This is a genomic window from Pedococcus sp. 2YAF34 (assembly GCF_052114585.1).
Lineage (GTDB): Bacteria > Actinomycetota > Actinomycetes > Actinomycetales > Dermatophilaceae > Pedococcus.
In genome coordinates this window covers 28750-55682 of the sequence record NZ_JBFRFA010000007.1, presented here as the reverse complement: position 1 = coordinate 55682, position 26933 = coordinate 28750, and the positions used below count along the sequence as shown (strand labels likewise).

The window sequence follows — 26933 nt, the reverse complement described above, 5'->3', positions numbered from 1 at the left end:
CACAACGGTGTGCCAGGGCCGGCCCCCTACGGGCCCCTCCACCCCGTCCTTCCCCAGAGGAGCTCCCCCTTGCCTGCTGTCCTACCCAGTCCTGCCCCGGGCCGTGCGACCGAGCACGCCCGCGAACGCGACGTCACCTCCGTCCGGGCGGCCCTGCGCTCGCCCCAGCGGTTGCGCACCGAGGTTCTCGGCGGTCTCGTCGTCGCACTGGCGCTGATCCCGGAGGCGATCTCGTTCTCGATCATCGCCGGGGTCGACCCCCGCGTCGGCCTCTTCGCCTCGTTCACCATGGCGGTCTCCATCGCGTTCCTCGGAGGTCGGCCGGCGATGATCTCTGCCGCCACCGGGGCCGTGGCGCTGGTGATCGCGCCGCTGGTGCGCGAGCACGGGCTGGACTACCTCGTCGCGACGGTGATCCTGGCCGGAGCCATCCAGGTGGTCCTGGGCCTGCTCGGCGTCGCCAAGCTCATGCGCTTCATCCCCCGGTCGGTCATGGTCGGCTTCGTCAACGCGCTGGCGATCCTCATCTTCCTGGCCCAGCTCCGGCACCTGATCGGGGTTCCATGGGTCGTCTACCCGCTGGTGGCCGTCGGCGTCGCCGTCATCGTCCTGCTGCCGCGGGTCACGAGCGTCGTGCCCGCCCCCCTGGTCGCCATCCTGGGCCTGACGGTCTTCACCGTCGCCGCGTCCATCGCCGTGCCCACCGTGGGTGACGAGGGCAAGCTGCCCGACAGCCTGCCGACCCTCGGGCTTCCCCACGTGCCGCTGACGATGGAGACCCTGTCGACCATCGGCCCGTTCGCGCTGGGCATGGCGCTCGTCGGCCTGATGGAGTCGCTCATGACCGCCAAGCTCGTCGACGACGTCACCGACACCCACTCGCCCAAGACTCGTGAGGCCTGGGGCCAGGGCGCCTCGAACATCATCACCGGGTTCTTCGGTGGGATGGGCGGCTGCGCCATGATCGGCCAGACGATGATCAACGTGAAGGGCTCCGGCGCCCGGACGCGCCTCTCCACGTTCCTCGCCGGCGTCTTCCTGCTCGTCCTCGTCGTGGGCCTGGGCGACGTCGTCGGCATGATCCCGATGGCTGCCCTCGTCGCGGTGATGGTGATGGTCGCAGTCGGCACCTTCGACTGGCACAGCATCCGGCCCGCGACCCTGCGCCGCATGCCCCGGAGCGAGACCCTGGTCATGGTCGTCACCGTCGCGGTCGTCGTGGCGACACACAACCTGGCCATCGGTGTCGTCGTCGGCGTGCTCGTGGCGATGGTGTTGTTCGCGCGCCGCGTGGCCCACTTCACCGAGGTCGTCGACGTGGCGCACCCCGACGAGGACACCCGGGTGTACGCGGTGGTGGGTGAGCTGTTCTTCGCCTCCAGCAACGACCTCGTCACCCAGTTCGACTACGTCGGCGACCCCCGGAACGTCGTCATCGACCTGACGCAGTCACACATCTGGGACGCGTCGACGGTCGCCGCCCTCGACGCCATCCAGACGAGGTACGCGGCCAAGGGGAAGAACGTCAGCATCATCGGCCTCAACGACGCCAGCCACGAGCGTCGGGAACGTCTGGCGGGGCACCTCGCCGGCTCCCACTGACGAGCCGCTCGAAGGGCGGAAGCCTGCTTCGGTCCGTGAAGGACCGCGTCACCTACGACCTGTGTGGGGCTGCAGGTCCCCCTGCTCGTCCGCCGCGCGCCTCCCGGACACACCCGGTGCAGGACCTGCGGCCCCGCGCCCTGGGCGCACGAGGCAACGCTGCGGCAATCGACTTCTGGAAGCATGAGGGGTTGGCGGGGGGCGTCGCGTGGTGAAAATGAGAGAGATCTTGACCACTTCGGGCAACCAGGCTTAGCATCGCCAGCAATCGATTTCACGGCGCCAGGCGTGTCGAAGCTACCCACCCACAGACTCGAGGAGAGACCATGAAGTACAAGCTCGGAGTGGCAGCAGCTGCTGCAGCGTCGTTGCTCGCGCTCGGTGCGTGTGGGGGCGGTGGCGACTCGTCTGCGAGTGGCTCCGGCCCCGTGGCCATCGAGTACTACGGAGGCTGGACGGGCGCGGACCTGGACAAGATGCAGGGTCTGGTCGACAAGTACAACGCCTCGCAGACACAGGTCAAGGTTCACTTGACGTCGCTGCAGTGGTCCAACATGTTCACCAAGTTCCTCGCCGACTTCCAGAGCGGCAACTCGCCAGATGTGGTCGCCATGCACACGTTCGAGGTCGGCCAGTTCGCCAAGATGAACGTGCTGGACTCCAAGGCGGTCCAGTCGATGGGGCTGAAGTCCGAGGACTACCTGCCCATCGCCTGGGACGGCAGCCACATCAAGGACACCCAGTACGGGGTCCCGCTGGACGTGAACATGCACGCCGTGTACTACAACAAGGACCTCTTCAAGGCCGCCGGCATCAACAGCTTCCCGCAGACGCGCGACGAGTTCGTCGCCGCAGCGAAGAAGCTCACGGTCGACGCCAAGGGCAACCATCCGGACTCAGCGGCCTTCGACAGCAAGAACGTCAAGACGTACGGCCTGGGCTTCGCCATGAACCACCACGCCTTCTACCAGACCTACGCGCTGCTCAACCAGGAGGGCTACAACCCCTTCACCAGCGACATGACGAGCGTGTCCCTTGACCCGGCCAAGATGCAGGAGCCGGTTGGTTTCCTGGAGGACCTCATCTTCAAGGACAAGGTCGTGCCCAATGGCGAGAAGTCGGCGATCGACGACTTCAAGGCAGGCAAGGTCGCCATGGCCGTGGACGGCAACTGGCAGCTATCGGGCCTCGAGGGGGTGCCCTTCAAGTGGGACACCGCTGAGTACCCGCAGATCTTCTCCCAGAAGGCCGTCTGGGGGGCCTCGGAGCTGCTGACCTTCCCCAAGACCGGCAAGGAGAAGAAGCAGGCGGCCGCCAAGGAGTTCGTGAAGTGGCTGGCAGAGAACTCCGCCGACTGGGCCAAGTCCGGCCAGATCCCGGCGAACAAGAAGGCCTTCGACTCCGCAGCAAAGATCCCGGGCATCGACGCGTTCGTCAAGGAGCTCGACTACGTGAAGTTCCTGCCGGCGCACCCCAAGGCCACCAAGATCTTCTCGTCCGCGGCGCCGAGCCCAATCCTGACCTTCGCCCAGAGTGTCGTGCTCAACGACAAGCCTGCGGCGGACGTCACCAAGCAGTTCGAGTCGGACATCAACTCAGTCATCTAGTAGCCCCAGTGCGGGGTGGGAGTGGCTCGCTCCTGCCCCGCACTCCTTACCCGAAGGACTCCCCATGAGGCTCAAGCAGGGCCGGTTGGCCCTCCTGTTCCTCCTGCCCTACGCCGTCATCTTTGGCATCTTCCGTCTCCTGCCCAGCATCGGCGGCCTGGGCGTCAGCTTCTTCGACTGGTCGCTCGGGGGCTCACCCGAGCCGGCAGGTGCCAGCAACTACTCGCGACTTCTGACCGACGACAAGTTCTACACGTCGCTCAAGAACACGTTCTTCTTCTTCGTCATGACCGTCCCCGTCCTCGTCGTCGTCAGCCTTGCCTTCGCGATCCTGGTCAACGAGAAGCTGCGCGGCCGCAACGTCGTCCGGGCGCTGTCGATCATCCCCTTCGTGCTGATTCCGGCGATTGTCGGCATCATGTGGAACTGGCTCTACGACAACAACTTCGGCCTCTTCAACTACTACCTGAAGCAGGTCGGCATCGGCCCGGTTCACTGGCTGACTGACGACAGAGTGGCTCTCATGGCAGTGTCGATCGTCGTGGTCTGGACCTACCTCGGGTACAACATGGTGCTGTTCCTCGCAGGTCTGCAGGGCATCAACTCCGAGCTGAGCGAGGCCGCGTCCGTCGACGGTGCGACGCGATGGCAGACGTTCCGGTTCGTGACGCTCCCCCTGCTGCGCCCCGTGACGATGATGGTGACGACGTTGACCATGATCAACGTCGTCCAGCTCTTCGACCAGATCTACGTGATGACGAACGGCGGTCCAGGGACCTCCACTCTCACCCTGGTGCAGTACATGTACACGTCCGCCTTCCAGGACTTCGACCTGGGATACGGCGCCACCATCGAGGTCGCCATCCTGCTCCTGCTCCTGCTCCTGATCTTCGTCCAGAACGTGCTCGGCAACCGCCGCAGTGCGAAGGAGGTGTCACGATGACGGGTCGGCCCAGGTGGCTGAAGCTGCTGCTCTACATCGCGCTGGTGCTTGCCGGGGTCTTCTTCGTCATTCCGGTCCTGTGGACTGTGGTGTCCTCCTTCAAGCAGGAGAACGACATCCAGTCGTACCCTCCGCAGTGGTTGCCCAGCCCGTTCACCCTCGAGAGCTACACCACCGTGCTCACGCAGTACCCGTACCTGCGATGGCTGTTGAACTCCGTGGTCATTGCGGTCGTGGCGACGCTCGGCATCCTCGTCTGTTCCACCATGGCCGCGTACGCCTTGGCGAGGTTCCGGTTCCGCGGGCGCCGCGTGCTCTACCAGCTCATCATCGTCATGCTCCTGATCCCCATCCAGGCCTACGTCATCCCGCTCTACCTGATGTCGTCGCGGGCGCACCTGCTGAACACCTATCCGGGCCTGGTTCTACCGCTCGTCGCCAACGTCACCTCCATCTTCATCCTCCACGCCTTCTTCCGGGACCTGCCGGACGAACTGGAGCAAGCGGCGAGGATCGACGGGGCGGGTGAGTTCCGGATCTTCTGGCAGGTCATGCTGCCGCTGTCGAAGCCCGCCCTGTCGACTGTTGCGATCCTGACATTCATCGCGAACTGGAACCAGTTCCTGTGGCCGCTCATCGCGGTGCGCAACGACGACATGATGCCTCTGCCCGTTGCCATCTCGCGCTACTGGGGAGCGGTCAACCAGAACGCCTCCTTCCAGTACGGGACTGCCCTGGCGGCCTGCTCGATGGCGGTGATCCCCACGATCGTCGTCTACCTGGCGCTCCAGCGGTACTTCGTCGAAGGCATCGCCAACTCTGGCATCAAGGGCTGATCCCTCTTTCACGAACCCGTCGCCCGACCCACCGCAGTAATCGATTGCACAGTGAGGACCACCATCATGACCCAGACCGAGTACCGGATGCCTTCCATGGAAGCGCCCTTGGAGGCGCCGGCTCGTACCGTCTTCCTCACGACGAGCGGTGACTCCCGCGAGCCTGCCAACGTGGCGTCGTGGGAGGTCCAGCGGGAGCTCGAGGCTGTCGTCACGCGGGCGATCGAGTCCCAGGGATGGAGCGTGCGCCGGGCGTTCCCGGTCGACGAGGCGACCGGACACGGGTTCGTCTCGAGCCAGCGGATGGGTATGGACGTCTTCGCGGGCATCCCCCAGGACGCGCCGGTCGTGGTGGCGATCGCCAACTGGCAGTACACGCACCATGTGCTGCCGGGCCTGCGGACGCACCGCGGACCCATCCTGACGGTCGGCAACTTCAACCCGACCTGGCCCGGGCTCGTGGGGCTGCTCGGCCTGAACGCCTCGATGGTCAAGGCGGGTGTGCGCTATGCCAGCACCTGGACGGTCGACGGCTCCGACGCCGGTTTCCAGGCTGCGGTCGAGGAGTGGCTCCAGACCGGTGAAGTCACGCATGACCTCTCACACGTCCGCGAGCTCGGCAGCCTGCCGCGGAGCCGCGAGACGGATCTCGGGCAAGCCGTGGCCGCCCAGCTCCAGAGGGACAAGGCCATAATCGGCGTCGTCGACGAGGGCTGCATGGGGATGTACAACGCCATCATCGACGACGAGCTGCTCAACCCGTTGGGGATCTACAAGGAGCGGCTGTCGCAGTCCGAGCTCTGGGCCCGGATGCAGGACGTCCCGGACGAGCAGGCGCAGGACTTGCTCGACTGGTTGGAGTCCGCAGGGATGGGCTTCCAGTGGGGGGATGACGAGGGAAGTGAGCTCACCCGTCAGCAGGTGCTGTGGCAGATGAAGATGTACGTCGCGGCGTGCCAGCTGACTGACGAGTTCGCGCTCGACGCCATCGGCATCCAGTACCAGCAGGGACTGAAGAACCTGAGCCCGGCCTCCGACCTCGTCGAGGGCATGCTGAACTCCACCGACCGGCCGCCGGTCACGAGCGCCGTCACGGGCGCCACCATCCGGGACGGCGTGGCGATCCCGTGCTTCAACGAGGTCGACGAGGGGGTAGCCGTCGACGCCCTCGTCTCCCACCGCCTCTGGACGGCGATGGGGCTGCAGGCCGACACCACCCTCCACGACGTCCGGTGGGGTGAGGAGTACGACGGCCGGTTCGTGTGGGTCTTCGAGATCTCCGGGTCGCTGCCCGCCGGTCACCTCGACGGTGGCTGGAAGGGTGCCCTGGGCCTGCGCCAGGGTCCTATCTTCTTCCCTGCCGGCGGGTCGACGGTCAAGGGCGTCTCCAAGCCTGGCGAGATCGTCTGGAGCCGCGTGTACATCGAGGGTGGGCGCCTACACGTCGACCTCGGGCGCGGAGAGGTCGTGGATCTGCCCGGGGACGAGGTCGAGCGCCGGTCCGCCGCGACAAATCCCGAGTGGCCCCTGGCCAACGTCGTCCTGACAGGCGTCAGCCGGGACCAGCTCATGTCCCGCCACCGGGCCAACCACGTGCAGCTGAGCTACGCTCCCGACGCCGCGACCGCCGACCGGGCGCTGACGGCCAAGGCCGCGTGCTTCCAGCGGTTGGGTTTGACCGTGCACCTCTGCGGAATCTGACCCGCCCATGGGCACGGTTCTGGGCTTCGACGCCGGGACGGCGTCGAGCAAGGGGGTCCTGGTCGAGACCGGTGGGCGGATCGTCGCCACCGCGACGCGCAGCCACTCGGTCGCACGGCCGGATCCCTCGCGCGTCGAGATGGATGCAGAGATCTGGTGGTCTGAGTTCTGCGACACCGCCGCGCAGCTGGTGGGACGCGCAGGAGCCACCGTGGAGGCGATCGGCCTGTCTGGCATGGGCCCGTGCGTCGCCCTGGTGGACGCTGCCGGCGCGCCGGTGGCGCCCGCGGCTCTGTACGGCGTCGACCTGCGAGCCGTGGAGCAGATCGACGCGCTCAACCAGGAGCTGGGCCAGGAAGCCATCTTTGCCAGGACCGACAGCCGTCTGACCACGCAGGCGGGAGGCCCCAAGCTGCGGTGGTTCGCGGAGCGGATGCCCGATGCGTTCTCCAGGGCCGCCCGATTCCACACCCCCGCCTCTCTGCTCGTCGAGCGACTGACGGGCGAATACGTGATGGACCGCCAGTCGGCCAGCCAGATGACCCCCCTGTACGACGCGCAGACCCAGGAGTGGGCGGATGGCTGGTGGGAACGGGTGGCCGGGCACATCGAGCGCCCCCGTCTCGCCTGGGCGGGGGACCTCGCGGGCGTCCTCAGTTCTGCGGCCGCAGCGGCGACCGGCCTTCCCGTCGGTACACCGGTCACGGTGGGAACGATCGACGCCTGGGCGGAGGGGGTCTCGGTGGGCGCCGTCCGTGACGGTGACCTGCTCCTGATGTACGGGACGACCATGTTCATGATCTCCAACGCCAGCCGACGGCTCCGGCACCCGGCCATGTGGGGGACCACCGGCATCCGGCCGGGGCAGTGGAACCTGGCGGGCGGCATGGCCACGTCCGGTGCGGTGACCGACTGGCTGCGTGAGCTGTTCGGTGTTCCCGGGTTCTCCACTCTCGTGGCGGAGGCCGAGTCGTCGGGACCCGGTGCACGTGGGCTGCTCATGCTGCCGTATTTCTCGGGCGAGCGGACGCCGATCCAGGACCCCTTGGCGCGGGGCGTCGTGTGTGGTCTCACCCTCTCTCACACCCGTGGCGATGTGTACCGGGCCGCGCTCGAGGCAACGGCATACGGCGTGCGGCACAACCTTGAGGCGATGGCGGACGCTGGCGTGCAGCCGGCCCGTGTGGTGGCCGTGGGCGGGGGCGCCACCACCTCGCTGTGGCCCCAGATCGTCACCGATGTCACTGGGCTCACGCAGGTCATCCCCACCCACACGATCGGTGCGGCGTTCGGTGATGCCTGGCTCGCCGCCGGCCTGCTCGGCGCGGGGGGCCGCATCGACGACTGGAACCCGCCGGCGCGCCTGCTGACGCCGAACGACGGCAGCGACTATGACGAGCTCTACCGGTGGTACCGCCAGCTCCACGAGTCCACTCGTGAGATCCAACATGGCCTGGCGCGTCGCGGCCGTGCGCCGATCGCCGCCGCGCGCTGACCGCCGCGCCGCGCCGCGGGTTACCGCCGACGCAGGCCGGACTCGCGTTCGATGAGGTCGGTCTGAAGGGTCAGGCGCACGGGGGAGCGGTCGTCGTCGTCGCGGATCCGCTCCAGCAGCAGGCGGGCGGCCTGAATGCCCATCTCGTAAGGGTGTTGGGCGATGACGGTGATGCTCGGATCGGTCAGCTCGCTCCACGGGGCGTCGTCGAACGCGACGAGCCCGACGTCCTGACCGGCGCGGAGTCCGCGGTCCTTCAAGGTCTTGAGCACCCCGAGGGAGATCATCGCGTTGCACGCGAAGAACGCGTCGGGTGGTGTGTCGGAGTCGAGCAGGGCAGCGGCCCCGTCCGCACCGGCCTGCGTCTGGTACGCCCGGAACTCGATGACGGGGCTGAGCCCGGCCTCGACCATCACCTCGCGATAGCCCCGGGCGCGGTGCTGAGCCGTCTCTGAAGTCGTGGGCCCGGTGATGCAGGCCGGTCGTTCCCATCCTTGCGTCAACAGGTAGCGCGTGGCCTCGCGTGCCCCACCGTGGCTGTCGGCGAGCACGTGGTCGATGCGGGCCTCGACCGTCTGGTTCACGGCGACCACCGGGATGCCGGAGGCGAGCAACGCGGTCACCGAGTCGTTGCGACGCTGGGGGGCGATGATCACGCCGGCGACCTGCTCCTGCTGTGCGAGCTCGAGGTATCGAGCCTCGCGGGCCACGTCGTCCTTGGAGTTGCCCAGGACCACGTGGTAGCCGTTGGCCACAGCCACGTCCTCCACCCCTCGCGCGAGTGCGGTGTAAAAGGGGTTGGCGATGTCGGAGACGACCAGCTGCCATATCTGGGTTCGCCTCTTGCGCAAGCTCCTTGCCACGGCATTGGGCCGGTAGCCCAGCTTCTTGGCCGCGGCCCGCACCCGCTTGGCCATGGCGGGGTCCACCGTCGGGATGTCGTTGAGGACGCGCGACACGGTCGCTGCCGATACGCCGGCCTCGTTGGCCACGTCGACCAGCTTCACCATTGCGCGGACTCCTCCCCCCTCGCGGGTCACGTGGACCCTACCGCCGTGCCCACGCCCTCACCGGCGAACGGCGGACGCCTCAGTGGCGTCACGTAGTACCGAGCCCAGCTCCGCGCGGACCGCGTCCGGGACCAGGTCCATGGCCTGGCGCGTGACGCTCGACCCGATGCCCCGCAACGCCAAGACGGTCTTGATCCGGGCGATGTCGCCGGCGACTGCCTGCACCGCGCGCTGGACTGCGGCATCCGCCTCCCGGATGGCGTCCGCGTCGCCGAGCTCGAGGGCGCGGTTGAGCGCGTCAAAGGGCTCGGGGAGACACGAGGCCACCCCGGAGACGACGCCGACGAGGCCGGCCCTGCCGACGACGCCGTAGTCGGCGTCACTCCCGGTGAAGACCTCGAACTCCGGTCCGAGGATGTCGGCGTAGTGCCGGCAGGTGGCAAGAGTCTCGCCCGAGATCTTGGCCCCCACGACCGGAACGGTGTCAGTGATCCGCCGCAGGACCGCGGCCGTCACCTCAGTCGACGTCCGGGCTTGGAAGAGGTACGCGTACAGCCGGGTTCCTGCGGGGAGCACCGCCGCCACCTGCTCGAAGTAGCGCACGGTCGCGTCCGGGGACGCGGGCAGGTAGAGGGGGGTCAGCAGGGCGAACTCCGTGACTCCCAGCTCGACCGCGTCCCGTGCCACCGCCATGGCCTGGCGAGCGCTGGCGGCGCCCAGGTGGGCGATGAGACGTCTGCCGCCCAGTCCGGCTCGAGCCGCAGCCAGGAGGGCCGCACGCTCGTCGCGCTCGAGTGCGAGGAACTCCCCGGTCGTTCCACCAACGAAAGCGCCGTCGCACGAGGAGGCGGCCACGAGCTCACACGAGGCTCGCACGGCCCCCGTGTCGAGGGTGCCCTCACTGTCGAAAGCGGTGGGGAGCGCAGCAATGAGTTGCCGGCCGGAGGGATTCAAGGAGACAGGCATGGGCTGGTGCCACCCTTCGTTGGTGTGCTTCCACCGTGCTCGATGCCGTACGGCCTCGAGGGGTGTGCGTGGACGTTGCTTGTGCCAGATGGAGGGCTTCAGGTGTAATCGTAGAGTAATCGATTGCTGAAAGGAATCCAGCCATGGCCAAGGTCGTCGCGCAGAGCGTCGCCACACCAACCGATCCGGCGTGGCGGCAGTGCCACGCATCGACACTCCTCCACATGCCTGACGGCGACCTGCTCTGCTCGTGGTTTGCGGGGGAGGCCGAAGGATCCATCGACAACTCCATCTGGCTGGCGCGTGGCAGCCGGGACGGTGCCGGGTGGCGCTTCGAGGACGCGGAGGAGATGACCGACTTCGCCGACGCACACTGGAACCCGGTGCTTGGGCAGGCGCCGGGCGGGGAGGTGGCGCTGTTCTACAAGGTCGGTCGACCGATCTCCCGCTGGCAGACCTGGGTCCGGCGCTCGGAGGACGGACGACTTTGGTCACGGCCGGAGGAACTGGTCCCGGGAGATGTCGGCGGCCGTGGTCCAGTGAAGAACCCCCCCGTCGTCAGCCGGGACGGTGCGTGGGTGGCGCCGGCCTCTGTCGAGGCGGCTCCGGAGGCCGGTCGCCCGGCGGTGTGGGACTGCTTCGCTGACGTCAGCCGCGATGGGGGTGTCACGTGGCAAGCCTCGTCACCATTCCCGATCAATCACGCCACGTTTGAGGGCGCGGGGATGATCCAGCCGACGATCTGGGTCGGTCAGGACGGGCGTCTGCACGCTCTGACCCGCACAACAGCCGGTGCGGCGTGGCGTTCCACCTCCACAGACGGCGGGTGCTCGTGGTCGGTCGCGGAGCCGACCAGTCTGCCGAACAACAACAGCGGCCTGTGCGCGGTCGCGCACGTGGACGGGACCGTGTTCTGCGCTCACAACACCTCAGACGTCTCGTGGGGTCCGCGCAACGAGCTGGTGCTGTCGAAGAGCACGGACGACGGACGCACTTGGGAAGCCCTCTGTGAGATCGAGCGACTGCCCGAGTCCCATGAGGGCTTCGACGGGCAGGACGCCGGAGTGGTGACCGGCGGACAGGGTGAGCTCTCGTACCCAACCCTGATCGTCGACGCCGCGGACCCGGGCCGTCTGCTCGTCTCCTACACCCGCGAGCGCAGCGCGATCGCGGTCGCCACCATCGAGCTGTGACGGGCGCGCGGTTGCTGTTAAGCGGCATCACACGCCGGCTGACGCTCGATACGCTGCGGCGGTGACGGCGACCGCGACGACCTCCCCGGCCGTGCTGGCCGTCGACCTGGGCGGCAGCGCCATGAAGGGGGCCGTCGTGGACGGCGCCGGTCGTGAGCTCGCCACCCGTACGGTGCCCACGCCCGACCAGGACGTGGTGGCCGGCCTGACTCGACTCCTGGGCGACCTGTCGGGCCTTGCGGCCGACGCGGGTGCCACGCCGGTCGGGGCGGGCGTGGTCACCCCCGGCTCGGTCGACGAGGAGCGCGGCGTGGTGCGCTACGCGTCCAACCTGCGCTGGCGGGACCTGCCGCTGCGCGACCTGCTGGGCGAGGCGACGGACCTGCCGGTCGCGGTCGGGCACGACGTACGCGCCGCCGGGGTGGCGGAGCAGCTGTTCGGCGCGGGGAGGGGTTCGGACAGCTTCGTGCTCGTGCCGCTCGGCACGGGGGTGGCAGCCGCGGTCGTGGTCGACGGTCGCGTGGTGACCGGGTTCACCGGTGCCGCAGGGGAGTTCGGCCACATCCCCCTGGTGCCGGACGGCGAGCCCTGCCCCTGCGGGCAGCGCGGCTGCCTCGAGGCCTACGCCTCCGCAGGCGCCCTCACCCGACGGTATGCCGCGCGGGAAGGCCGCGTGCTGACCGCCGAGCAGGTGGTCGCTGCCCTGGGGTCCGACCCCACTGCGGACCGCCTCTGGGACGAGGCCGTGACGGTCCTCGCCCAGGGCCTCGACGTCCTGACGATCCTGCTCGACCCCCAGGTGATCGTGCTCGGGGGAGGGCTCTCGCGGGCGGGCGCCAGGCTCCTCGAACCGCTCACCGCGAAGATGGATGACGGTCTCGCCTGGCGCGACCGGCCCCCGGTCGTGCTGACCGAGCTGGGCGACCGGGCCGGCCGCCTGGGGGCAGCGGTGCTCGCCTTCCGGGCCGCGGGTCGCAGCGACCTGGACCAGCCATGACGATGGTCGAGATCTGCGTCGACGACGTCGCCGGCGCCCGCACCGCTGAGGCCTGCGGGGCCGACCGGGTCGAGCTGTGCGCCGACCTGCTCGAGGGTGGGATCACCCCGAGCATCGGGATGGTGGGGACGACGCTGGCGAGCGTCCGTCGGGTCGGCGTGCAGGTCCTCATCCGCCCGCGGGGTGGTTGCTTCACCTACGACGCCGACGAGGTCGCCGCGATGCTCGCGGACATCGCGGCGGTCCGCCGGCTCCCGACCGCCGTCCGGGTCGGGTTCGTGGTCAACGCCCTCACGCCGGACCGTCGGGTCGACGAGGATGTCACCCGCGAGCTCGTCACGGCCTGCGGTGGCTCGCCCGTCACCTTCAGCCGGGCCTTCGACGAGGTGCCCGACCAGTACGCCGCCCTCGACGTGCTCGCCCGGCTGGGAGTGCACCGGATCCTCACGGCAGGCGGGCCGGGCCCGGCGGCGGACCACCACGACAGCCTCCGAGACCTCGTCCGTCACGCGCGGAACCGCCTGACCGTGCTCGCGGCCGGCGGTGTCCGGTCGGGGAACGTCGCCGCCCTGGTGGAGCGCACCGGGGTGTCCGAGGTGCACCTGCGCGCACCGGCGTCGTCGCCGACTCCCCACGGCACGCAGCCCTACGGCACGTCCGCCGACGAGGTCCGCGCGGTCCTCGCGGCCGTCGGCAGGATGGACCCATGACACCGAGGGTCGCCATCGCGGGCATGGCCATCGAGTCGAGCATCTATTCCGCCCACCGGGCCGGGTACCGCGACTTCGACGTCCGCGAGGGGCGCGCCGTGGTCGAGCGCTACGACTTCCTCGCCCCCGGGACGCCGCTCTGCGACGCGGCCGAGTGGGTCGGCGTGTTCTACGCGCGCTCGATCCCCGGGGGCCGGGTGCGCCGCGACGTCTACGACGACTTCCGCAGCCGCATCCTCACCGGCCTCGCCGAGGCGGGTCCGCTCGACGGCCTCTACCTCGACATCCACGGCGCCATGAGCGTGGAGGGGATGGACGACGCGGAGGGCGACCTGGTCGACGCGATCCGCGACGTCATCGGCACCGCGCCGCTCATCTCGGCCCCGATGGACCTGCACGGCAACGTCTCCGAGCGCCTCGCCCTCGGCGTGGACCTGCCAACGGCATACCGGCTCGCACCGCACGAGGACGCGTGGGAGACGCGCGAACGGGCGGCCCGGAACCTCCTGCGCTGGCTGGACCGTGGCGGTCGCCCGCACCGCGCCTGGGTGCGGGTGCCGATCCTGCTGCCGGGGGAGAAGACGTCCACCCGCGTCGAGCCGGCCCGCAGCCTGTACGCCGGGCTCGCCGACGTCGAGCGCCAGCCGGGCGTCACGGATGCCTCCATCTGGATCGGGTATGCGTGGGCGGACGAACCTCGTTGCCACGCCTCGGTTCTGGTCAGTGGTGGGGACGAGCAGGTGGTCGCGGTTCACGCCGCAGCCCTGGCCCACCGGCTGTGGGACGCGCGGGACGAGTTCGCGTTCGTCGGCCCGACGGGCACGCTGGTGGAGGGGGTCCGGGCCGGGCTCGCGCACGTGGCCGGCGGCGGGGCGCGTCCCTACCTGGTCAGCGACAGCGGCGACAACCCCGGCGCCGGAGGCACGGGTGACGTGACCTGGGCGCTGACCGAGCTGCTGGCCATGTCCGAGCTGACCCGCGACGACTCGCCGGTCGTCCACGTGGCGTCGATCTTCGACGAGGTCGCCATCGAGGAGCTCTTCGCAGCCCGACCCGGCGACACGGTCGCAGTGACCGCGGGGGCGAGGGTCGACGACCGGGTCTGTGGTCCGGTCCGCATCAGGGGCGAGCTGGTCAGCCTGCACGAGGGCGACCCCGACGCCGGCCGCATCGCGGTGGTCCGCTGCGGCGGGATCCGCGCCGTGGTCACCGAGTTCCGCAAGGCCTTCCACGACACCGCGGACTTCCGGGCGATCGGCCTCGAGCCCACCGACGCCGATGTCGTCGTGACCAAGATCGGCTACCTCGAGCCGACCCTGCACGACATCGCGCAGGGCTGGACGCTGGCGCTCACACCAGGCCCGGTGGACCAGGACCTCGAGCGCCTCGGGCACTCCCGGATCATGCGGCCGATGCACCCCTTCGACGCCTTCTCCGAACCGCCCGACCTCGCGGTCCGCGTCCTGCACGAACCCGACTGAGCCGTCCCGCGGCAGGGGACAAGGGCCCTAGCCGCGAAGTCGTGACGACGCCACAGTGGCGCCATGGGCGGGGAGGAGAGCAGGCAGGGTACGGCGCTGCCGACGAGCCTCGACATCGCGCGGGCGGCGCACCTCGACCCGATCACGGTGGTCGCCGAGAGGGCGGGCATCCCGGTCGAGCGGCTGGAGCCGTACGGGCGCCACGTCGCCAAGATCGACCTGCGGGCCATGGCTGACCTCGCCGACCGGCCGCGGGCGCGCTACGTCGTCGTCACCGCGATCACGCCCACCCCGCTGGGTGAGGGCAAGACCACGACGGCGGTCGGGCTCGCGCAGGGGCTGGCGGTGCTCGGGCACCGCGCGACCCTCGCCCTGCGCCAGCCGTCGATGGGGCCGACCTTCGGCATCAAGGGCGGCGCCGCCGGGGCCGGGTACAGCCAGGTGCTGCCGATGGAGCAGCTGAACCTGCACCTCACCGGGGACTTCCACGCCGTGACGGCGGCGCACAACCTCCTCGCCGCCATGGTCGCCAACCACCTGCACCACGGCAACGAGCTCGGCCTCGACCCCGCCAGCATCTCCTGGCGACGGGTGCTCGACGTCGACGACCGGGCCCTGCGCAACATCGTCGAGGGGCTGGGCGCGCGAGTCGACGGGGTCACCAGGCAGTCGGGGTTCGACATCACGGCGGCCAGCGAGGTCATGGTCATCCTCGGCCTCGCGACCTCGCTGCAGGACCTGCGGGCGCGGCTCGGTCGCGTCGTCGTCGGGTTCACCCGTGACGGCCACCCGGTCACCGCCGAGGACCTGCAGGCCGCGGGAGCCATGGCGGTGATCCTCAAGGACGCGTTGCAGCCGAACCTGTTGCAGACCACCGAGAACACGCCGGTGCTCGTGCACACCGGGCCCTTCGGCAACATCGCGACCGGAAACTCCTCGGTCATCGCTGACCGGATCGGGATCCACATCGGCGACTACCTGCTCACCGAGGCGGGGTTCGGCTCCGACATGGGAGCCGAGCGATTCTTCAACCTCAAGTGCCGGGTGTCGGGGCTGCAGCCGGACGCCGCTGTGCTCGTCGCCACGGTGCGCTCGCTCAAGGCGCACTCGGGCCACTACGCCGTGGTCGCGGGCCGGCCCCTGCCGCCGGAGATGCTCGAGGAGCGACCGCGCGCGGTGCTGGCCGGCGCGGACAACCTGCGCCGCCACATCGAGATCGTCCGGTCGTTCGGGGTGTCCCCGGTGGTGGCCGTGAACTCGTTCCCCTCCGACGCGCCTTCCGAGGTCGACGTGATCCGCCGGGTGGCGGAGGAGGAGGGTGTGCGCGTCGCGGTCTCGACGCACGTCGCGGACGGCGGGAAGGGCGCACGCGACCTCGCCCGGGCAGTGGTGGAGGCCTGCGCCGACGAGCACGACTTCCGCCCGACCTACGAGCTGGACGCACCGCTGCGCGACAAGATCGAGGCCCTGGCGACCGGCGTCTACGGTGCCGACGGGGTCGACTTCGCGCCGGCGGCCGCGAAGGACCTCGACCGGTTCGAGCTGCTCGGGTACGGCGCCTTCCCCGTGGTGGTGGCCAAGACGCACCTGTCGCTGTCGTCCGACCCCAGCCTGCGCGGCGTCCCTCGTGGCTGGCGGATGCCGGTGCGGGAGGTGCGTGCCGCGGCTGGCGCGGGCTACGTCTACGCGATCAGTGGTGACATGCGGACGATGCCGGGACTGCCCAGGCACCCGGCAGCCACCCGCATCGACCTCGACGAGGCCGGTGAGGTCGTCGGGCTCTTCTGACCACGCACGGCGCTGACGGTCCGGTCGGGGCACAGCCTCCCTTCAGGATCGGCGGCGCACAGTGCAGGTATGACGGAGCTCGGCCCGCAACCGCGGGCCAGGGCGCTCCGGGAGCCGGCCAGGTCGGCTGGCTCGACACGGGTGCACTGGCCGGCGATGGGGGCTGCCGCCGCCGCCCTCTGGTGCGCCGCCTGGTTCGCCGCCGACGTCCGCCGGGGCGGCGCGTCCTGGCACTTCTTCGTCCTCGGCGGGGGAGTGCTCGGCGACCTCGATGACGGCTCGCGGGCGGGGCTGCACGTGTATGCCGAGCACCCGCTCCTGCAGATCGGCCCCCTCGCCCTCGCCGCAGCCTGGGGCCTCGCGCGGGTCACCGACGGGCGGTCGCTGTTGGCCGCGCAGGTGGTGGGAGCGGGACTCGGCGCCGTCGTGCTCCTGCTCGTGCGCCGCGTCGCCCTGCGGGCGACGACCTCAACGGGAAGAATGCCGGAACCCGTTTCCAAGGAGAAGTTCCTCGTCGCCGCAGCGTGTTTCGCGCCGGTGTGGCTGTATGCCGCGGTCTCCTCGGTCCACCTCGACGACGTCCTCGCGCTGGCCTTCGGCCTGTCGGCACTCGCCCTGGTCCAGTCGGGTCGTCCCGTCTGGGCCGGCCTGGCGGTCGCCGCTGCGGTGGACTCCAAGCCCTGGGCACTGCCCCTGGCCGTGGTGCTCCTGGCCCTCGCCCCACAGCGTGCGCGCGTCGTCGGTGTGGGGGTCGCTGCCGTCGGGGTGCTCGCGGGGTGGCTGCCGTTCTTCCTCGCCGATCCCCGGACCGTCCGTGCTCTCCATTACACGATCGTCAACACCGCGATGTCCGGCCTGCGCGTCCTGCACGTGACGTCGGCGCGCACCCCGCCCTGGGACCGGCCACTGCAGGCCCTCGTGGGCGTGGCGCTCGGCCTGGCGGCCCTGCGCCGTGGACGGCTCACCGGCGTGCCCCTGCTGGTCATGGCCAGTCGGCTGGCGCTCGACCCCGGGACGAACCGCTACTACACGGCAGGGGTCGCCGCAGGGGCGCTGTTGTGGGACCTGACGGGCTCGCGCCGGCGCTGGCCGTGGTGGACGCTGTCGGTGCTGCTGGTGCTGCACCTCGCGCGCTGGGTGCCTGCGCTCAACCCGGTGCACGGACCGGCCCTGGTCCTGTTCGCCGTCCTCGCCGCCGCATCGGTGCTGTGGGTTCCTAGGTCCCGGAGGGTGATTCGACCCGCCGGATCATGGTCCACCCGGTCCAGCCCCGCTCCTCGAGCAGCTCCAACAGCCGTGGCGCGCAGGGCACCAGCTCGAGGAAGGCCGCGTCGAGCAGCTCCACCAGGTCGTCGCTGATCGGGAAGGGGTCCTCCACGCCCTCGGACTCTGCGGCGGCCGCCTCGATGAACGCGACCGCGCGGTCGGCCAGCTCGGGCAGGCGCGGGTCATCGGGGCCGACGTCGACCATGTCCGCGAGGTCGCGGTACAGCTCGCGGATCTCGGGCACCTCGACCTGCTGCCGCTTGATCGACATGAGCCCAGCGACCTGGTCGGGCATCTGTGCGGCGATGAGGATCCAGCTGTCGCGCTCGACCTCGATGAGCCGTTCGCGAAACCCCAGCTCCCGCAACCGGTCCAGGTAGGCGACGACCTCCCCAGGCAGGGCGAGGCTCTCACCGGCCACGAGCTGGGCGACGCGTTGCCGGTGGCGTTGGCGTTCGCGGATCTCCGCGCGCAGGCGGCGGTCGATGTCGTCGACCGCCGCCGCGAACTCGTCCTCGCCCGCCTCGAGCAACGCGCGGACCCGTGACAGGGGTACGCCGGCCTCCGCGAGGGTGCGGATCCGGATCAGCTCCACGACGGCCGCGGCGTCATACCGCCGGTAGCCCGAGTGGTCCCGCTCGGGCTCGGGCAGCAGGCCCTTGGCGTGGTAGTGCCGCACGGCACGCACGGTCACCCCCGCGTACGCGGCGAGCTGGCTGATCGTCAGCATGGCGCCATTCCACCACCCAGCCGGGACGGGTCCAGGCACATCCGTCAGGCGGCCTTGCGGCGATAGGTCGCCATGGCGAGCAGGTAGGCCACGACGAGGGCCCCGGCACACCAGGCGAGGGCCACCCAGATGTCGCCGCCGACCGGCTGCTCGGCGAACAGCCTCCGGATCGTGTCGACGATCGAGGTCACCGGCTGGTGCTCGGCGAAGGCACGCACCGGCCCGGGCATGCTCGCGGTGGGGACGAAGGCGGAGCTGACGAACGGCAGGAAGACCAGCGGGTAGGAGAAGGCACTGGCCCCGTCGACCGACTTCGCGGTCAGGCCGGGGACGACCGCCATCCAGGTCAGGGCCAGGGTGAACACGAGCAGGATGCCGCCGACGGCCAGCCACGCCAGCACTCCTGCACCGCTGCGGAACCCCATGAGCAGGGCGGCGAGCAGGACCAGCACCAGCGAGATGGCATTGGCCAGCACCGAGGTGAGGACGTGTGCCCACAGCACCGAGGACCGGGCGATCGGCATCGACTGGAAGCGTTCGAAGATGCCGCTCTGCAGGTCGAGGAAGAGGCGGAACGCGGTGTAGGAGACGCCCGTGGCGACGGTGATGAGCAGGATGCCGGGCAGCAGGTAGTCGACATAGCGGCCCGGCCCCGCCGAGATGGCGCCGCCGAAGACGTAGACGAACAGCAGCAGGAACGCGATCGGCATGACCGCCGTCGTGATGATCGTGTCGAGGCTGCGGGTGACGTGGCGCATCGACCGCCCGAGCAGGACGGTGGTGTCGGCGGCGAAGTGAGTGCTCATGCGTGCTCCTGGGTGAGGGCGAGGAAGACGTCCTCGAGGGTGGGCTGTTTCTCGACGTACTCGACCTGTGCCGGGGGCAGCAGCGCCTTGAGCTCGGCGAGGGTGCCGTCCACGAGGATCCGACCTTCGTGCAGGATCGCGATGCGGTCGGCGAGGGGCTCGGCCTCCTCGAGGTGCTGGGTCGTCAGCAGGACCGTCGTCCCGGCCGAGGCGAGCTGCTGGACCGCGGCCCAGACCTCGACGCGGGCCTGCGGGTCCAGCCCCGTGGTGGGCTCGTCGAGGAACACGACCGGCGGGTCGCCGATGAGGCTCATCGCGAGGTCGAGGCGCCGTCGCATGCCGCCCGACCAGGTGGAGACCCTGCGACCACCCGCCTCCGTGAGCGAGAAGCGGCGGAGGAGGTCGTCGGCGACCGTCCCGGGTGAGCCGACGTGGCGCAGCCTCGCGACCAGGACGAGGTTCTCCCGTCCGGTGAGCACCTCGTCGACGGCGGCGAACTGACCCGTGAGGCTGATCGACCGGCGCACGTCGGCCGGTTGCGTGGCCACGTCGTACCCGGCGACGGTGGCGGTGCCGCCGTCGGCGGCGAGCAGGGTCGACAGGATCCTGATGACGGTGGTCTTTCCTGCCCCGTTGGACCCGAGCAGGGCGACGATGCTGCCCGGCGGGACGTCGAGGTCGACGCCACGCAGGACGTGCAGGGCCTGGAACGACTTCTGCAGGCCCTCGACGTGGATGGCGGCCGGTGGTGGTTTCGTGGTCATGCCACGAGCGTGCAACCTTGACCCTGCGTCAAGGTCAAGCACCAGTTCGACCGGGGTGCAGCCGCAAGCCGGGCTTGGGTGGGTGGTTGCGAAAAGCGCTGTCCTGCAAAGGTCCTGCGAGCGACCGCACCGTGTTCGACCAGTTCGCCGCTGGGGGCCGGAGGTCCAGCCGCAGGACCTTGAGCACTGGTCGCGGGTGGCCCGTTTCACCTACGGCCCCCACCGTGAGGGCCAGCAGGTCGGGAGGTTCGAGGTGCCCGCAGGCACAGGGCTGGACGAGCTGCGGGTCGTCGTCTCGCCGGCGCAGGGTCAGGCCGACGTGCCGGTCGCCGTGACCACCTTCGACGTCGCGGGCTTCGAGCCACCGGTCCTGTGGGGAGGCGTGGCCCTCCTGCTGGTCAACGTCCTCGGCGCCGTGGTCCTCGCGACGTCGCCGCGCAGTCGTGGGCGGGAGCCGATCGACACCCTGGCCGGCCAGTCCGCCTCACTGACCGCGACCCGTCACTGACCTGGCGCGGTGTAGCTGACGTCCTGATGGCTGGCGGCGTCCACGTCCTCGGGGCTGAGCAGCACGACGGTCCGCACGTGCGTCAGCCCGCTGGCGTTGACCGCCATGGCGAGGGCGGCGGCCGCCCGGTTGTCCGGCAGCTCGCAGACCGTGAAGACGTCGTCGTCGCCGAACGCGAAGTCGAACGAGGCCATGCTCCCGCCGGCGGCCTGTGCCGCGTCGGAGATGACCTTGGCCCGGGCGCTGCCGCCCTTGGCCAGGACGCCCTGCATCCCGGAGCTCTCGTAGCGGGCGATGAACAGGTAGCGAGCCATGGCATACCTCCTGGGTGTCGACGAGGCCCGGCACCTCCAGCGTCGCCACCGCGAGGGTGTGCCGGATCCGCCATGCGGGTGAGATCCGGGGCGCTCGCCTCACCTGAGTGGATGGGCCTGCCCGCGCTCCAGCACCACCACGCGGTCACCGAGCCCCTCACGTTCGGCCGCCTGCGTGAAGTCGCTCAAGGGTGAGGTGAAGACGTCGTAGTCGTCGAAGTGGATGGGGATGGCCGTGCTCGGGTCGATGAGCCGCACGGCCTCCACGCCCTGCTCGGCGTCCATCGTCACCATGATCCCGAGCACCTTGGTGCCGCCGAGGTGGAAGAGCCCGAGGTCGACCTCGGGGTACCGCTTCGGGATCTGCCCCAGGTCGTCGTACATGAGCGTGTCGCCACTGACGTAGATCGTGGAGACCGCGGCGTCGTCGGCCTGCAGCACGCTGCCCATGACGTCGGGGAGCGCCAGGTCGCTGATGCCGGGGCCGTGGCGGCCCGGGCAGGAGGTGATGCGCAGCCGGCGGTCGCCCTTGCGCACCGTCGCGGCGTCCCAGGTGTCGAGCCCGACGGCCTGGCCGAACCCGAGCTCGTGCAGCTGGTCGCGGGCCTGGGGCGTCGTGACGACGGGCAGCGACCGGTCGAGCTTCGCCTGTGCGACCTGGTCGAAGTGGTCGCCGTGGTAGTGCGAGAGCAGCACGAGGTCGAGCGGTGGCAGCTCTTCGACCTCCATGGCGGGGTCGGTGAGGCGGGTGGCGTGGAGGCCGTGGCCAAGGTCGACCTTCTCGTGTCGGTGGACGAACGTCGGGTCGGTGAGGATCGTGAACCCGCCGTAGCGCAGCAGCACCGTCGCGTTGCCGATGAAGCGCACCGAGTCCTCCTCGCCGGTGTCGACCTGGTTCGGGGGCAGCTGCAGCTCGATGTCCATGCGCGCTCCCTACCCACCCGGCGCGAGGCCATACCCTGGCCGGGCGGGGACCTTGGCCCCTTGGCGTGGCCTGGTGGCGAGCGTGGACTGGTCCCGTGACCGGGCTCAGCAGACGTCGTCGGCTCGTTGCGGTCGCCGCGGTCGTGGCGGCCCTTCCCCTGGCTGCCTGCGGCGGCACCGACGGAACGGGCGGCGGCATGATGGGCGGAGGGTCGCGCGCCGGGACGGGGATGATGGGCGACAGCGGCATGGCCTACCGCCGGCTCACCTGCGCACCGCCCTCAGCCGTACCGGGCGAGGTGGTGCGGGTGCAGCTGTCCGACATGGGCATGAACGCGGTGGGCTCCGGCGACGCACCGAGGGGTGCGCGGATGGTGCTGCGCGCCACCCCGACGACGATCACCGCCGGCACGGTCTCCCTCCTGGTGGAGAACCTCGGCTGGCGCACCCACGAGTTGGTGGTCCTGCCCCTGGCGGCAGGTGCCGTCGAGGGCCGGCGGGTGCCCGGTGCGGACGGCAAGGTGGACGAGGCGGGAAGCCTCGGCGAGGCCTCGCGCTCGTGCGCGGCCGGGGAGGGTGACGGTATCGAGTCGGGCGCCGTGGGCTGGGTGACCCTGGATCTCGCGCCGGGCCACTACGAGCTGGTGTGCAACCTCACGAACCACTACGCCGACGGCATGCACGCGGAGCTGGTCGTCCGCTGAGACCTCGCCCTGGCCCTCGCGCGAGACCGCGCCCGCATCCTCACCAGGTGATCTCCTGGCACCCGGTGTGGGTGTCGGGCTCCACCTGCAGCGTCGCGTGCTCCACCCCGAACGACGCGCGCATCACGCGGCCGGCCTCGTCGAGGACCTCGTGGGCGTCGACCCCGGACGCGGTGACCAGGTGGGCGGTGGCGACGTTCATGCCGGACGTGAGCGTCCACAGGTGCAGGTCGTGGACGTCGGTCACGCCGGGCACCGCACCGAGTGCGCCGGCCACCTCGTCGGGGTCCATGCCGGCGGGCACGTGCTGGCCGAGGACGACGAGCACCTCGCGGCCCAGGGACACCGCCCGGACGGCGACGAACGCGGCGATCGCGAGCGCGATACCGGTGTCCCACCAGGCGCTGCCGGTCCAGGCGACGAGCGCGCCGGCGGCGACCACGCCCAGCGACCCGAGCGTGTCCGCCACGACCTCGAGGTAGGCGCCCTTGACGTTGAGCGACTCCGCGGCGCCCCCGCGCAGGAGCACGAGGGAGACCAGGTTGACCACGAGCCCCAGGGCGCCGACGACGAGCATCGGGCCGGAGGCGACGTCGGCACCTCGGCCGATCCGGCTCACCGCCTCGACCGCGATGTAGACCGAGACGGCGACCATGAGCAGCACCGCGAGGCCCGACGCGAAGACCTCTGCGCGGTAGGAGCCGAACGTCCGCCGGCCGGTGGTGTCGGCGCGGGTGGCGATCCGCGTGGCGAGCAGCGCAGCCCCGAGCGCGACCACGTCCGCGGCCATGTGGCCGGCGTCGCTGAGCAGGGCCAGCGAGCCGGAGGTGAGGGCGGTGACGAGCTCGACGACGAAGTAGGCGGCGACGAGGACGAAGGCCACCTGCAGCCGCCAGCGGTGGGCGGTCCCGGCGTGGCCGTGCGCGTGCGAGTGGCCGCCGCTCACGTGGCGGCCTGCTCGAGCGGGTGCATGGCTCGATCGTAGGCGTTCGGTCCGTGGTTCCGGCCGGGCCTGGCTCAGTCGAGCAGCGTGCCCACGTGGGCCAGGCGCTCCGGCACGAGGGTGTACCAGGCCCACGTGCCCCGGCGCTCGCGCGTGAGCAGGCCGGCTTCCACGAGGATGCGCAGGTGGTGGCTCATGGTCGGCTGGCTGAGGCCCACGGCCTCGGCGAGGTCCCGCACGCAGGCCTCACCGGCGGGTGAGCCCCTGACGATGCCCAGCACCTGGAGCCGGGCGGGGTCCGCCACCGCCTTGAGGAGGGCCGCCCTGCGCTCGGCCTCCTCCCGCGGCATGGTGGCACCGACGCGGATGGCGGGCAGCTCCTCTGCCCGGGAGCCACGGCGCGCGCCGGAGCCGGTCACAGCAGGACCCGCCGCCGAGTCAGCCATCGCACCTCACCCCTTCCCTCCATCGAGGATTGTCGATGGAGGGGAGGGGTGGCGCAAGCTGTGCACGCTGGCCGGTCCCTGTGCTGCAGTAGGGAGGTGGACGCAGCCGAGGTCGCCGACCGGTTCGGGCTGGGGCGCGCCCTGCGGCTCTCCGACGGGCCGGTGGCCCGCGGCCGGCAGGGCGAGGTGTGGCGCCTGGAGACCAGCGACGCCGTGTGGGCCGTCAAGGTGGGGCACGAGCGGCGTACCGAGCGGGAGGTCGCGCCCGCGACCGCCTTCCACGAGGCGGCGTACGCAGCCGGCGTGCCGACGCCGGTCGTGGTGCGCACCGTGGACGGCGCGGTGCTGGCGGACAGCGGGCCGCACCAGGTGAGGGTCCACGGCTGGGTGGACCTCGGCGCCCCCGACCCGCTGCTCGACCCCGCCGTGGTGGGGGCCGTGGTGGCAGCCGTGCACCGGGTCCCGTACGACGGCGGCGGCGAGCCGGACGCGTGGTCGCACACGCCGCTCGGCGCTGCGCGCTGGGACGAGCTGCTCGCCCGGCTGCGTGCGGCGCGGGCGCCTTTCGCCGAACCGCTCGCAGGCCTGCGCGACGAGCTGGTCGCACTGGAGAGGTGGATGGAGCCGCCGTCGCAGCTGCGCACCTGCCACCGCGACCTGTGGGCCGACAACGTGCTGCCCGCCGCGGACGGTGGGGTCTGCGTCGTCGACTGGGACCAGAGCGGCCCGGCCGACCCGAGCCACGAGCTCGCCTGCGTCCTCTTCGAGTTCGGGCGCACCGACCCCGGCCGGGCCAGGGCGCTCACGGGCGCCTACGCCGAGGTCGGGGGACCCGGTGCGGTCACGCGCCGCGGGCACTTCTCCATGCTCATCGCCCAGCTCGGCCACATCACCGAGACGGCCGCGGGCGACTGGCTGGCGCCGAACCGGCGGTCGCCGACGAGGGACGACGCCGAGGCGTGGGTCGGCGAGGTCATCAGTGAGCCGCACACGAGGCGGGTGCTCGACGACCTCCTCGCCGCCGTGGCCTCCGGCAGCCAGGACACCGGCGGGAGCGTCGTGACCCCCGGCAGGCAGGACACCGGCGATGCGGCTCCGCCTGTGTGAGAATCCTGGCACGAGCCGAAATGCCGCGATCGAGGCAAAGGGGGGCCGGTGGTGCAGAGCCGGGGCGTGCGCATCCTCGTCGCCGAGGACGACGAGGACATCCGTGTCCTCGTCGAGCGCATTTTTGCCCACGTGGGGGTTGCCGTGAGCTCGGTCGCCGACGGCGCGGCGGCGCTGCGGGGGCTCGCCGACCAGCCGCCGGACTGCCTCGTCGTCGACCCGCGGATGCCCGACGTCGACGGCATGGACGTGCTGTCCGAGCTGGCGAGGTCGGGCTCCACGGTGCCGGTGGTCCTGCTGACCGCCTCGGTGGAGCCCGAGGTGGAGGTGCAGGCGTTGGCCGCCGGGGCCGTGGCAGTGGTGCGCAAGCCGTTCCAGACCAAGGTGCTGGTGTCGGTCGTCGCCCGGGCCATCCGTGGTGCCCAGCCGGATCGTGAGCTGCCCCCGCGGCTCGTCGAGCTGGCCGGGGCCTGAGCTCAGGGTCTGTCCGGCTGGTGGGTCCTCGAGCCGGCGGCCGGCGGGGGCGTCGCGCCGGAACCGGTGTCGACCTGGACTCCCAGCCGTGACTCGAGGCGGCCCAGGGTGTCGAGCGCGTTGGTGAGGTCCTCGAGGACGTCGCCGCCGGCCACCCCACTCGTGGCGGACTCGTGAGCCAGCTCGAGGTGCCCGCGCAGCGCCGCGAGGATGTTGCGCACCCGGTGGTCGACGTCGTCAGCCACCGGCCACCGTCCCACCAGCCTCCCGAGCGGCCGGGGCGACGGGCGCCACCCAGCGGTAGCCGATCCGCGTCTCGGTGCGGATGAAGCGCGGCTCCTTGGAGTCGTCGCCGAGCTTGCGCCGCAACGAGCGCAGGTGCGCCCGGAGCGTCTGCAGCGTCTCCTCGCCGTGGCCGGCCCCCCAGACCTTGCCGATGAGGTACTGGTGGGTCAGCAGCTTGCCGGGCTGGGACACGAACAGCTGCAGCAACCGCCACTCCGTGGGGGTCAGCCGCACGGTCGCTCCCTCGAGCGACACCGACTTCAGGCCCAGGTCGACCACCAGGCCGTCCGAGGTCACCGTCGACGAGTCGGGGGTGGCGCCGGCGCGACGCAGCAGGGCCCGCACCCGGGCCCGGAGCTCGCCGAGCCCGAACGGCTTCTCCAGGTAGTCGTCGGCCCCCTCGTCGAGCGCCTCGATCTTGCGCTGCTCCTCGCCGTCGCCGGACAGCACCAGCACGGGCACGCTGCTCCAGGTGCGCACGCGCCGCAGGACCTCGGTGCCGTCGATGTCGGGCAGGTTGAGGTCGAGGACGATCAGGTCGGGGGAGCCGGCGGCGGTGAGCGCCACGGCGTCCAGGCCCGTGCGCGAGGACTCGATGTCGTACCCCTCCCGCTCCAGGGCGCGGGTCAGGGCCGTCACGATCTGTGCCTCGTCGTCGACCACCAGCAGCCGGGCCATGGGCCCGAGTCTAGGTCCACGTCTTCACGGCATCTTCACGCAGCGGCTGGGGCAGGGCGTCGCCTCCTTCATGCGCGGCGGGGCACGATGGGGCACGGCACCCCCCGGGTGTCGGTCACGGCCCTGGGTTTCCCCTCCACGGGGCCGCAGTGACCGGACGGGCTCGATGGGACCCCCTGCACCCTTCGAGCCCGTCCCCGCCCCGGATGAGGAATGCTGGTGTCATGCCCCTCGCGCTCATCGCCGACGACGACGCGGACATCCGCGAGCTGCTCTCCCTCGCGGTGGGTCGCACGGGTGCCCAGACGGTCGTGGCGGAGGACGGCCGCGAGGCCGTGCACATGCTGGAGACGTTGTCCCCCGACATCGTCCTGCTCGACGTCCAGATGCCCGGTCTGAGCGGCATCGAGGTGTGCTGGTGGATCCGGCGGCAGCGGCACCTGCTCGAGGTGCCCGTCATCCTCGTGAGCTCGCGCACCTCTCCCTTCGAGATCGACGCCGGGCTGCTCGCCGGGGCCAACAGCTACATCACCAAGCCGTTCAGCCCGGCCCACATCATGGCCGTGGTGACCCAGCTGCTCATGGAGCGCACCGAGCTGCACCCGCCGTCGGTCGTCGTCATCCCCTCGCTGCCGGGCATCCCGGGCGACTGACC

The 26933-nt window shown here is 70.8% G+C and carries 27 protein-coding genes; 16 read left to right on the top strand and 11 right to left on the bottom strand.

What is annotated here, in order from left to right; all coding sequences use genetic code 11:
* The first annotated feature begins 69 nt into the window (after nucleotides 1-69).
* From AB4Z02_RS05830 to AB4Z02_RS05805, 6 genes are all read left to right on the top strand, one after another.
* The gene (locus tag AB4Z02_RS05830; protein WP_441969986.1) at nucleotides 70-1602 is read left to right on the top strand and encodes a SulP family inorganic anion transporter; all 1533 of its coding nucleotides are present in this window, start codon (nucleotides 70-72) and stop codon (nucleotides 1600-1602) included.
* A gap of 326 nt (nucleotides 1603-1928) precedes the next feature.
* Nucleotides 1929-3209: an extracellular solute-binding protein gene (locus AB4Z02_RS05825; protein WP_441969985.1), complete on the top strand. Its 1281-nt coding sequence runs from the start codon at nucleotides 1929-1931 to the stop codon at nucleotides 3207-3209.
* A 64-nt stretch (nucleotides 3210-3273) separates the two neighbouring features.
* Nucleotides 3274-4152 carry a carbohydrate ABC transporter permease gene (locus tag AB4Z02_RS05820; RefSeq protein ID WP_441969984.1) on the top strand — a complete coding sequence of 293 codons (879 nt, stop codon included), beginning with the start codon at nucleotides 3274-3276 and terminating at the stop codon, nucleotides 4150-4152.
* Nucleotides 4149-4988, top strand: a complete 840-nt coding sequence (locus AB4Z02_RS05815; RefSeq protein WP_441969983.1) for a carbohydrate ABC transporter permease — start codon at nucleotides 4149-4151, stop codon at nucleotides 4986-4988. The genes AB4Z02_RS05820 and AB4Z02_RS05815 overlap by 4 nt, the downstream gene beginning before the upstream one ends.
* Before the next feature lie 66 nt (nucleotides 4989-5054).
* On the top strand, nucleotides 5055-6689 hold the full coding sequence (locus AB4Z02_RS05810; protein ID WP_441969982.1) for a fucose isomerase: 1635 nt from the start codon (nucleotides 5055-5057) through the stop codon (nucleotides 6687-6689).
* A 7-nt stretch (nucleotides 6690-6696) separates the two neighbouring features.
* Entirely contained in the window at nucleotides 6697-8184 is a 1488-nt protein-coding gene (locus AB4Z02_RS05805; protein WP_441969981.1) for an FGGY-family carbohydrate kinase, read from the top strand.
* Nucleotides 8185-8204: 20 nt separating this feature from the next.
* Here the strand turns inward: AB4Z02_RS05805 and AB4Z02_RS05800 are convergent, their stop codons facing one another.
* Entirely contained in the window at nucleotides 8205-9194 is a 990-nt protein-coding gene (locus AB4Z02_RS05800; RefSeq protein WP_441969980.1) for a LacI family DNA-binding transcriptional regulator, read from the bottom strand.
* A 57-nt stretch (nucleotides 9195-9251) separates the two neighbouring features.
* Nucleotides 9252-10160, bottom strand: coding sequence for a dihydrodipicolinate synthase family protein (locus AB4Z02_RS05795; RefSeq protein ID WP_441969979.1), 909 nt, complete (start codon nucleotides 10158-10160; stop codon nucleotides 9252-9254).
* A 143-nt stretch (nucleotides 10161-10303) separates the two neighbouring features.
* Here AB4Z02_RS05795 and AB4Z02_RS05790 point away from each other — a divergent pair, with 143 nt between their 5' ends.
* The 5 genes from AB4Z02_RS05790 to AB4Z02_RS05770 all read left to right on the top strand — a co-directional run bounded on the left by AB4Z02_RS05790 (nucleotide 10304) and on the right by AB4Z02_RS05770 (nucleotide 16329).
* Complete coding sequence (locus AB4Z02_RS05790; protein WP_441969978.1) at nucleotides 10304-11353, top strand: exo-alpha-sialidase; 1050 nt, start codon at nucleotides 10304-10306, stop codon at nucleotides 11351-11353.
* 61 nt (nucleotides 11354-11414) lie between these two features.
* Nucleotides 11415-12350 carry an ROK family protein gene (locus AB4Z02_RS05785; protein ID WP_441969977.1) on the top strand — a complete coding sequence of 312 codons (936 nt, stop codon included), beginning with the start codon at nucleotides 11415-11417 and terminating at the stop codon, nucleotides 12348-12350.
* Entirely contained in the window at nucleotides 12347-13060 is a 714-nt protein-coding gene (locus tag AB4Z02_RS05780; RefSeq protein ID WP_441969976.1) for a copper homeostasis protein CutC, read from the top strand. The genes AB4Z02_RS05785 and AB4Z02_RS05780 overlap by 4 nt, the downstream gene beginning before the upstream one ends.
* Nucleotides 13057-14541, top strand: coding sequence for a M81 family metallopeptidase (locus AB4Z02_RS05775; RefSeq protein WP_441969975.1), 1485 nt, complete (start codon nucleotides 13057-13059; stop codon nucleotides 14539-14541). The genes AB4Z02_RS05780 and AB4Z02_RS05775 overlap by 4 nt, the downstream gene beginning before the upstream one ends.
* Nucleotides 14542-14604: 63 nt before the next feature.
* A complete protein-coding gene (locus tag AB4Z02_RS05770; RefSeq protein ID WP_441969974.1) occupies nucleotides 14605-16329 on the top strand; it encodes a formate--tetrahydrofolate ligase in 1725 nt (574 codons plus the stop codon).
* A 1216-nt stretch (nucleotides 16330-17545) separates the two neighbouring features.
* Here AB4Z02_RS05770 and AB4Z02_RS05765 read toward each other — a convergent pair.
* From AB4Z02_RS05765 to AB4Z02_RS05755, 3 genes are read right to left on the bottom strand one after another with little or no spacing between them, the layout of a single operon-like run.
* A complete protein-coding gene (locus AB4Z02_RS05765) occupies nucleotides 17546-18325 on the bottom strand; it encodes a MerR family transcriptional regulator (RefSeq protein ID WP_441969973.1) in 780 nt (259 codons plus the stop codon).
* Between the two features lie 44 nt (nucleotides 18326-18369).
* Nucleotides 18370-19131 carry an ABC transporter permease gene (locus AB4Z02_RS05760; RefSeq protein WP_441969972.1) on the bottom strand — a complete coding sequence of 254 codons (762 nt, stop codon included), beginning with the start codon at nucleotides 19129-19131 and terminating at the stop codon, nucleotides 18370-18372.
* A complete protein-coding gene (locus tag AB4Z02_RS05755; protein WP_441969971.1) occupies nucleotides 19128-19895 on the bottom strand; it encodes an ABC transporter ATP-binding protein in 768 nt (255 codons plus the stop codon). The genes AB4Z02_RS05760 and AB4Z02_RS05755 overlap by 4 nt, the downstream gene beginning before the upstream one ends.
* Nucleotides 19896-20091: 196 nt before the next feature.
* Between AB4Z02_RS05755 and AB4Z02_RS05750 the strand changes: the two genes are divergently transcribed.
* Nucleotides 20092-20403, top strand: a complete 312-nt coding sequence (locus tag AB4Z02_RS05750; RefSeq protein ID WP_441969970.1) for a hypothetical protein — start codon at nucleotides 20092-20094, stop codon at nucleotides 20401-20403.
* Here the strand turns inward: AB4Z02_RS05750 and AB4Z02_RS05745 are convergent.
* Complete coding sequence (locus AB4Z02_RS05745; RefSeq protein ID WP_056881889.1) at nucleotides 20397-20717, bottom strand: GYD domain-containing protein; 321 nt, start codon at nucleotides 20715-20717, stop codon at nucleotides 20397-20399. The genes AB4Z02_RS05750 and AB4Z02_RS05745 overlap by 7 nt on opposite strands.
* Nucleotides 20718-20816: 99 nt before the next feature.
* Nucleotides 20817-21641, bottom strand: a complete 825-nt coding sequence (locus tag AB4Z02_RS05740) for an MBL fold metallo-hydrolase (RefSeq protein ID WP_441969969.1) — start codon at nucleotides 21639-21641, stop codon at nucleotides 20817-20819.
* 95 nt (nucleotides 21642-21736) lie between these two features.
* On the opposite strand from AB4Z02_RS05740, the gene AB4Z02_RS05735 reads away from it, so the two are divergent.
* On the top strand, nucleotides 21737-22345 hold the full coding sequence (locus tag AB4Z02_RS05735; RefSeq protein ID WP_441969968.1) for a sulfocyanin-like copper-binding protein: 609 nt from the start codon (nucleotides 21737-21739) through the stop codon (nucleotides 22343-22345).
* 40 nt (nucleotides 22346-22385) lie between these two features.
* Here AB4Z02_RS05735 and AB4Z02_RS05730 read toward each other — a convergent pair whose 3' ends face one another.
* Both AB4Z02_RS05730 and AB4Z02_RS05725 read right to left on the bottom strand, forming a co-directional pair.
* Nucleotides 22386-23291, bottom strand: a complete 906-nt coding sequence (locus AB4Z02_RS05730; protein ID WP_056881886.1) for a cation diffusion facilitator family transporter — start codon at nucleotides 23289-23291, stop codon at nucleotides 22386-22388.
* Between the two features lie 71 nt (nucleotides 23292-23362).
* The gene (locus tag AB4Z02_RS05725) at nucleotides 23363-23734 is read right to left on the bottom strand and encodes an ArsR/SmtB family transcription factor (protein ID WP_441969967.1); all 372 of its coding nucleotides are present in this window, start codon (nucleotides 23732-23734) and stop codon (nucleotides 23363-23365) included.
* A 96-nt stretch (nucleotides 23735-23830) separates the two neighbouring features.
* On the opposite strand from AB4Z02_RS05725, the gene AB4Z02_RS05720 reads away from it, so the two are divergent.
* The gene (locus tag AB4Z02_RS05720; RefSeq protein ID WP_441969966.1) at nucleotides 23831-24841 is read left to right on the top strand and encodes a phosphotransferase; all 1011 of its coding nucleotides are present in this window, start codon (nucleotides 23831-23833) and stop codon (nucleotides 24839-24841) included.
* Between the two features lie 48 nt (nucleotides 24842-24889).
* Nucleotides 24890-25315 carry a response regulator gene (locus AB4Z02_RS05715; RefSeq protein ID WP_441969965.1) on the top strand — a complete coding sequence of 142 codons (426 nt, stop codon included), beginning with the start codon at nucleotides 24890-24892 and terminating at the stop codon, nucleotides 25313-25315.
* A 2-nt stretch (nucleotides 25316-25317) separates the two neighbouring features.
* On the opposite strand, the gene AB4Z02_RS05710 is transcribed toward AB4Z02_RS05715, so the two are convergent.
* Nucleotides 25318-25560 (bottom strand): hypothetical protein, encoded by a 243-nt coding sequence (locus AB4Z02_RS05710; RefSeq protein ID WP_156399747.1) that lies wholly within the window; start codon nucleotides 25558-25560, stop codon nucleotides 25318-25320.
* Complete coding sequence (locus AB4Z02_RS05705; protein ID WP_441969964.1) at nucleotides 25553-26278, bottom strand: response regulator transcription factor; 726 nt, start codon at nucleotides 26276-26278, stop codon at nucleotides 25553-25555. The genes AB4Z02_RS05710 and AB4Z02_RS05705 overlap by 8 nt, the downstream gene beginning before the upstream one ends.
* A 224-nt stretch (nucleotides 26279-26502) precedes the next feature.
* On the opposite strand from AB4Z02_RS05705, the gene AB4Z02_RS05700 reads away from it, so the two are divergent.
* Entirely contained in the window at nucleotides 26503-26931 is a 429-nt protein-coding gene (locus AB4Z02_RS05700; protein WP_056881881.1) for a response regulator, read from the top strand.
* Nucleotides 26932-26933 lie beyond the last annotated feature (2 nt).

Coding starts and splice junctions, on each gene's coding strand:
- AB4Z02_RS05825 (WP_441969985.1), top strand. CDS start 1,929: ATGAAGTACAAGCTCGGAGTGGCAGCAGCTGCTGCAGCGTCGTTGCTC.
- AB4Z02_RS05820 (WP_441969984.1), top strand. CDS start 3,274: ATGAGGCTCAAGCAGGGCCGGTTGGCCCTCCTGTTCCTCCTGCCCTAC.
- AB4Z02_RS05815 (WP_441969983.1), top strand. CDS start 4,149: ATGACGGGTCGGCCCAGGTGGCTGAAGCTGCTGCTCTACATCGCGCTG.
- AB4Z02_RS05810 (WP_441969982.1), top strand. CDS start 5,055: ATGACCCAGACCGAGTACCGGATGCCTTCCATGGAAGCGCCCTTGGAG.
- AB4Z02_RS05805 (WP_441969981.1), top strand. CDS start 6,697: ATGGGCACGGTTCTGGGCTTCGACGCCGGGACGGCGTCGAGCAAGGGG.
- AB4Z02_RS05800 (WP_441969980.1), bottom strand. CDS start 9,194: ATGGTGAAGCTGGTCGACGTGGCCAACGAGGCCGGCGTATCGGCAGCG.
- AB4Z02_RS05795 (WP_441969979.1), bottom strand. CDS start 10,160: ATGCCTGTCTCCTTGAATCCCTCCGGCCGGCAACTCATTGCTGCGCTC.
- AB4Z02_RS05790 (WP_441969978.1), top strand. CDS start 10,304: ATGGCCAAGGTCGTCGCGCAGAGCGTCGCCACACCAACCGATCCGGCG.
- AB4Z02_RS05780 (WP_441969976.1), top strand. CDS start 12,347: ATGACGATGGTCGAGATCTGCGTCGACGACGTCGCCGGCGCCCGCACC.
- AB4Z02_RS05775 (WP_441969975.1), top strand. CDS start 13,057: ATGACACCGAGGGTCGCCATCGCGGGCATGGCCATCGAGTCGAGCATC.
- AB4Z02_RS05770 (WP_441969974.1), top strand. CDS start 14,605: ATGGGCGGGGAGGAGAGCAGGCAGGGTACGGCGCTGCCGACGAGCCTC.
- AB4Z02_RS05765 (WP_441969973.1), bottom strand. CDS start 18,325: ATGCTGACGATCAGCCAGCTCGCCGCGTACGCGGGGGTGACCGTGCGT.
- AB4Z02_RS05760 (WP_441969972.1), bottom strand. CDS start 19,131: ATGAGCACTCACTTCGCCGCCGACACCACCGTCCTGCTCGGGCGGTCG.
- AB4Z02_RS05755 (WP_441969971.1), bottom strand. CDS start 19,895: ATGACCACGAAACCACCACCGGCCGCCATCCACGTCGAGGGCCTGCAG.
- AB4Z02_RS05745 (WP_056881889.1), bottom strand. CDS start 20,717: ATGGCTCGCTACCTGTTCATCGCCCGCTACGAGAGCTCCGGGATGCAG.
- AB4Z02_RS05740 (WP_441969969.1), bottom strand. CDS start 21,641: ATGGACATCGAGCTGCAGCTGCCCCCGAACCAGGTCGACACCGGCGAG.
- AB4Z02_RS05725 (WP_441969967.1), bottom strand. CDS start 23,734: ATGGCTGACTCGGCGGCGGGTCCTGCTGTGACCGGCTCCGGCGCGCGC.
- AB4Z02_RS05705 (WP_441969964.1), bottom strand. CDS start 26,278: ATGGCCCGGCTGCTGGTGGTCGACGACGAGGCACAGATCGTGACGGCC.
- AB4Z02_RS05700 (WP_056881881.1), top strand. CDS start 26,503: ATGCCCCTCGCGCTCATCGCCGACGACGACGCGGACATCCGCGAGCTG.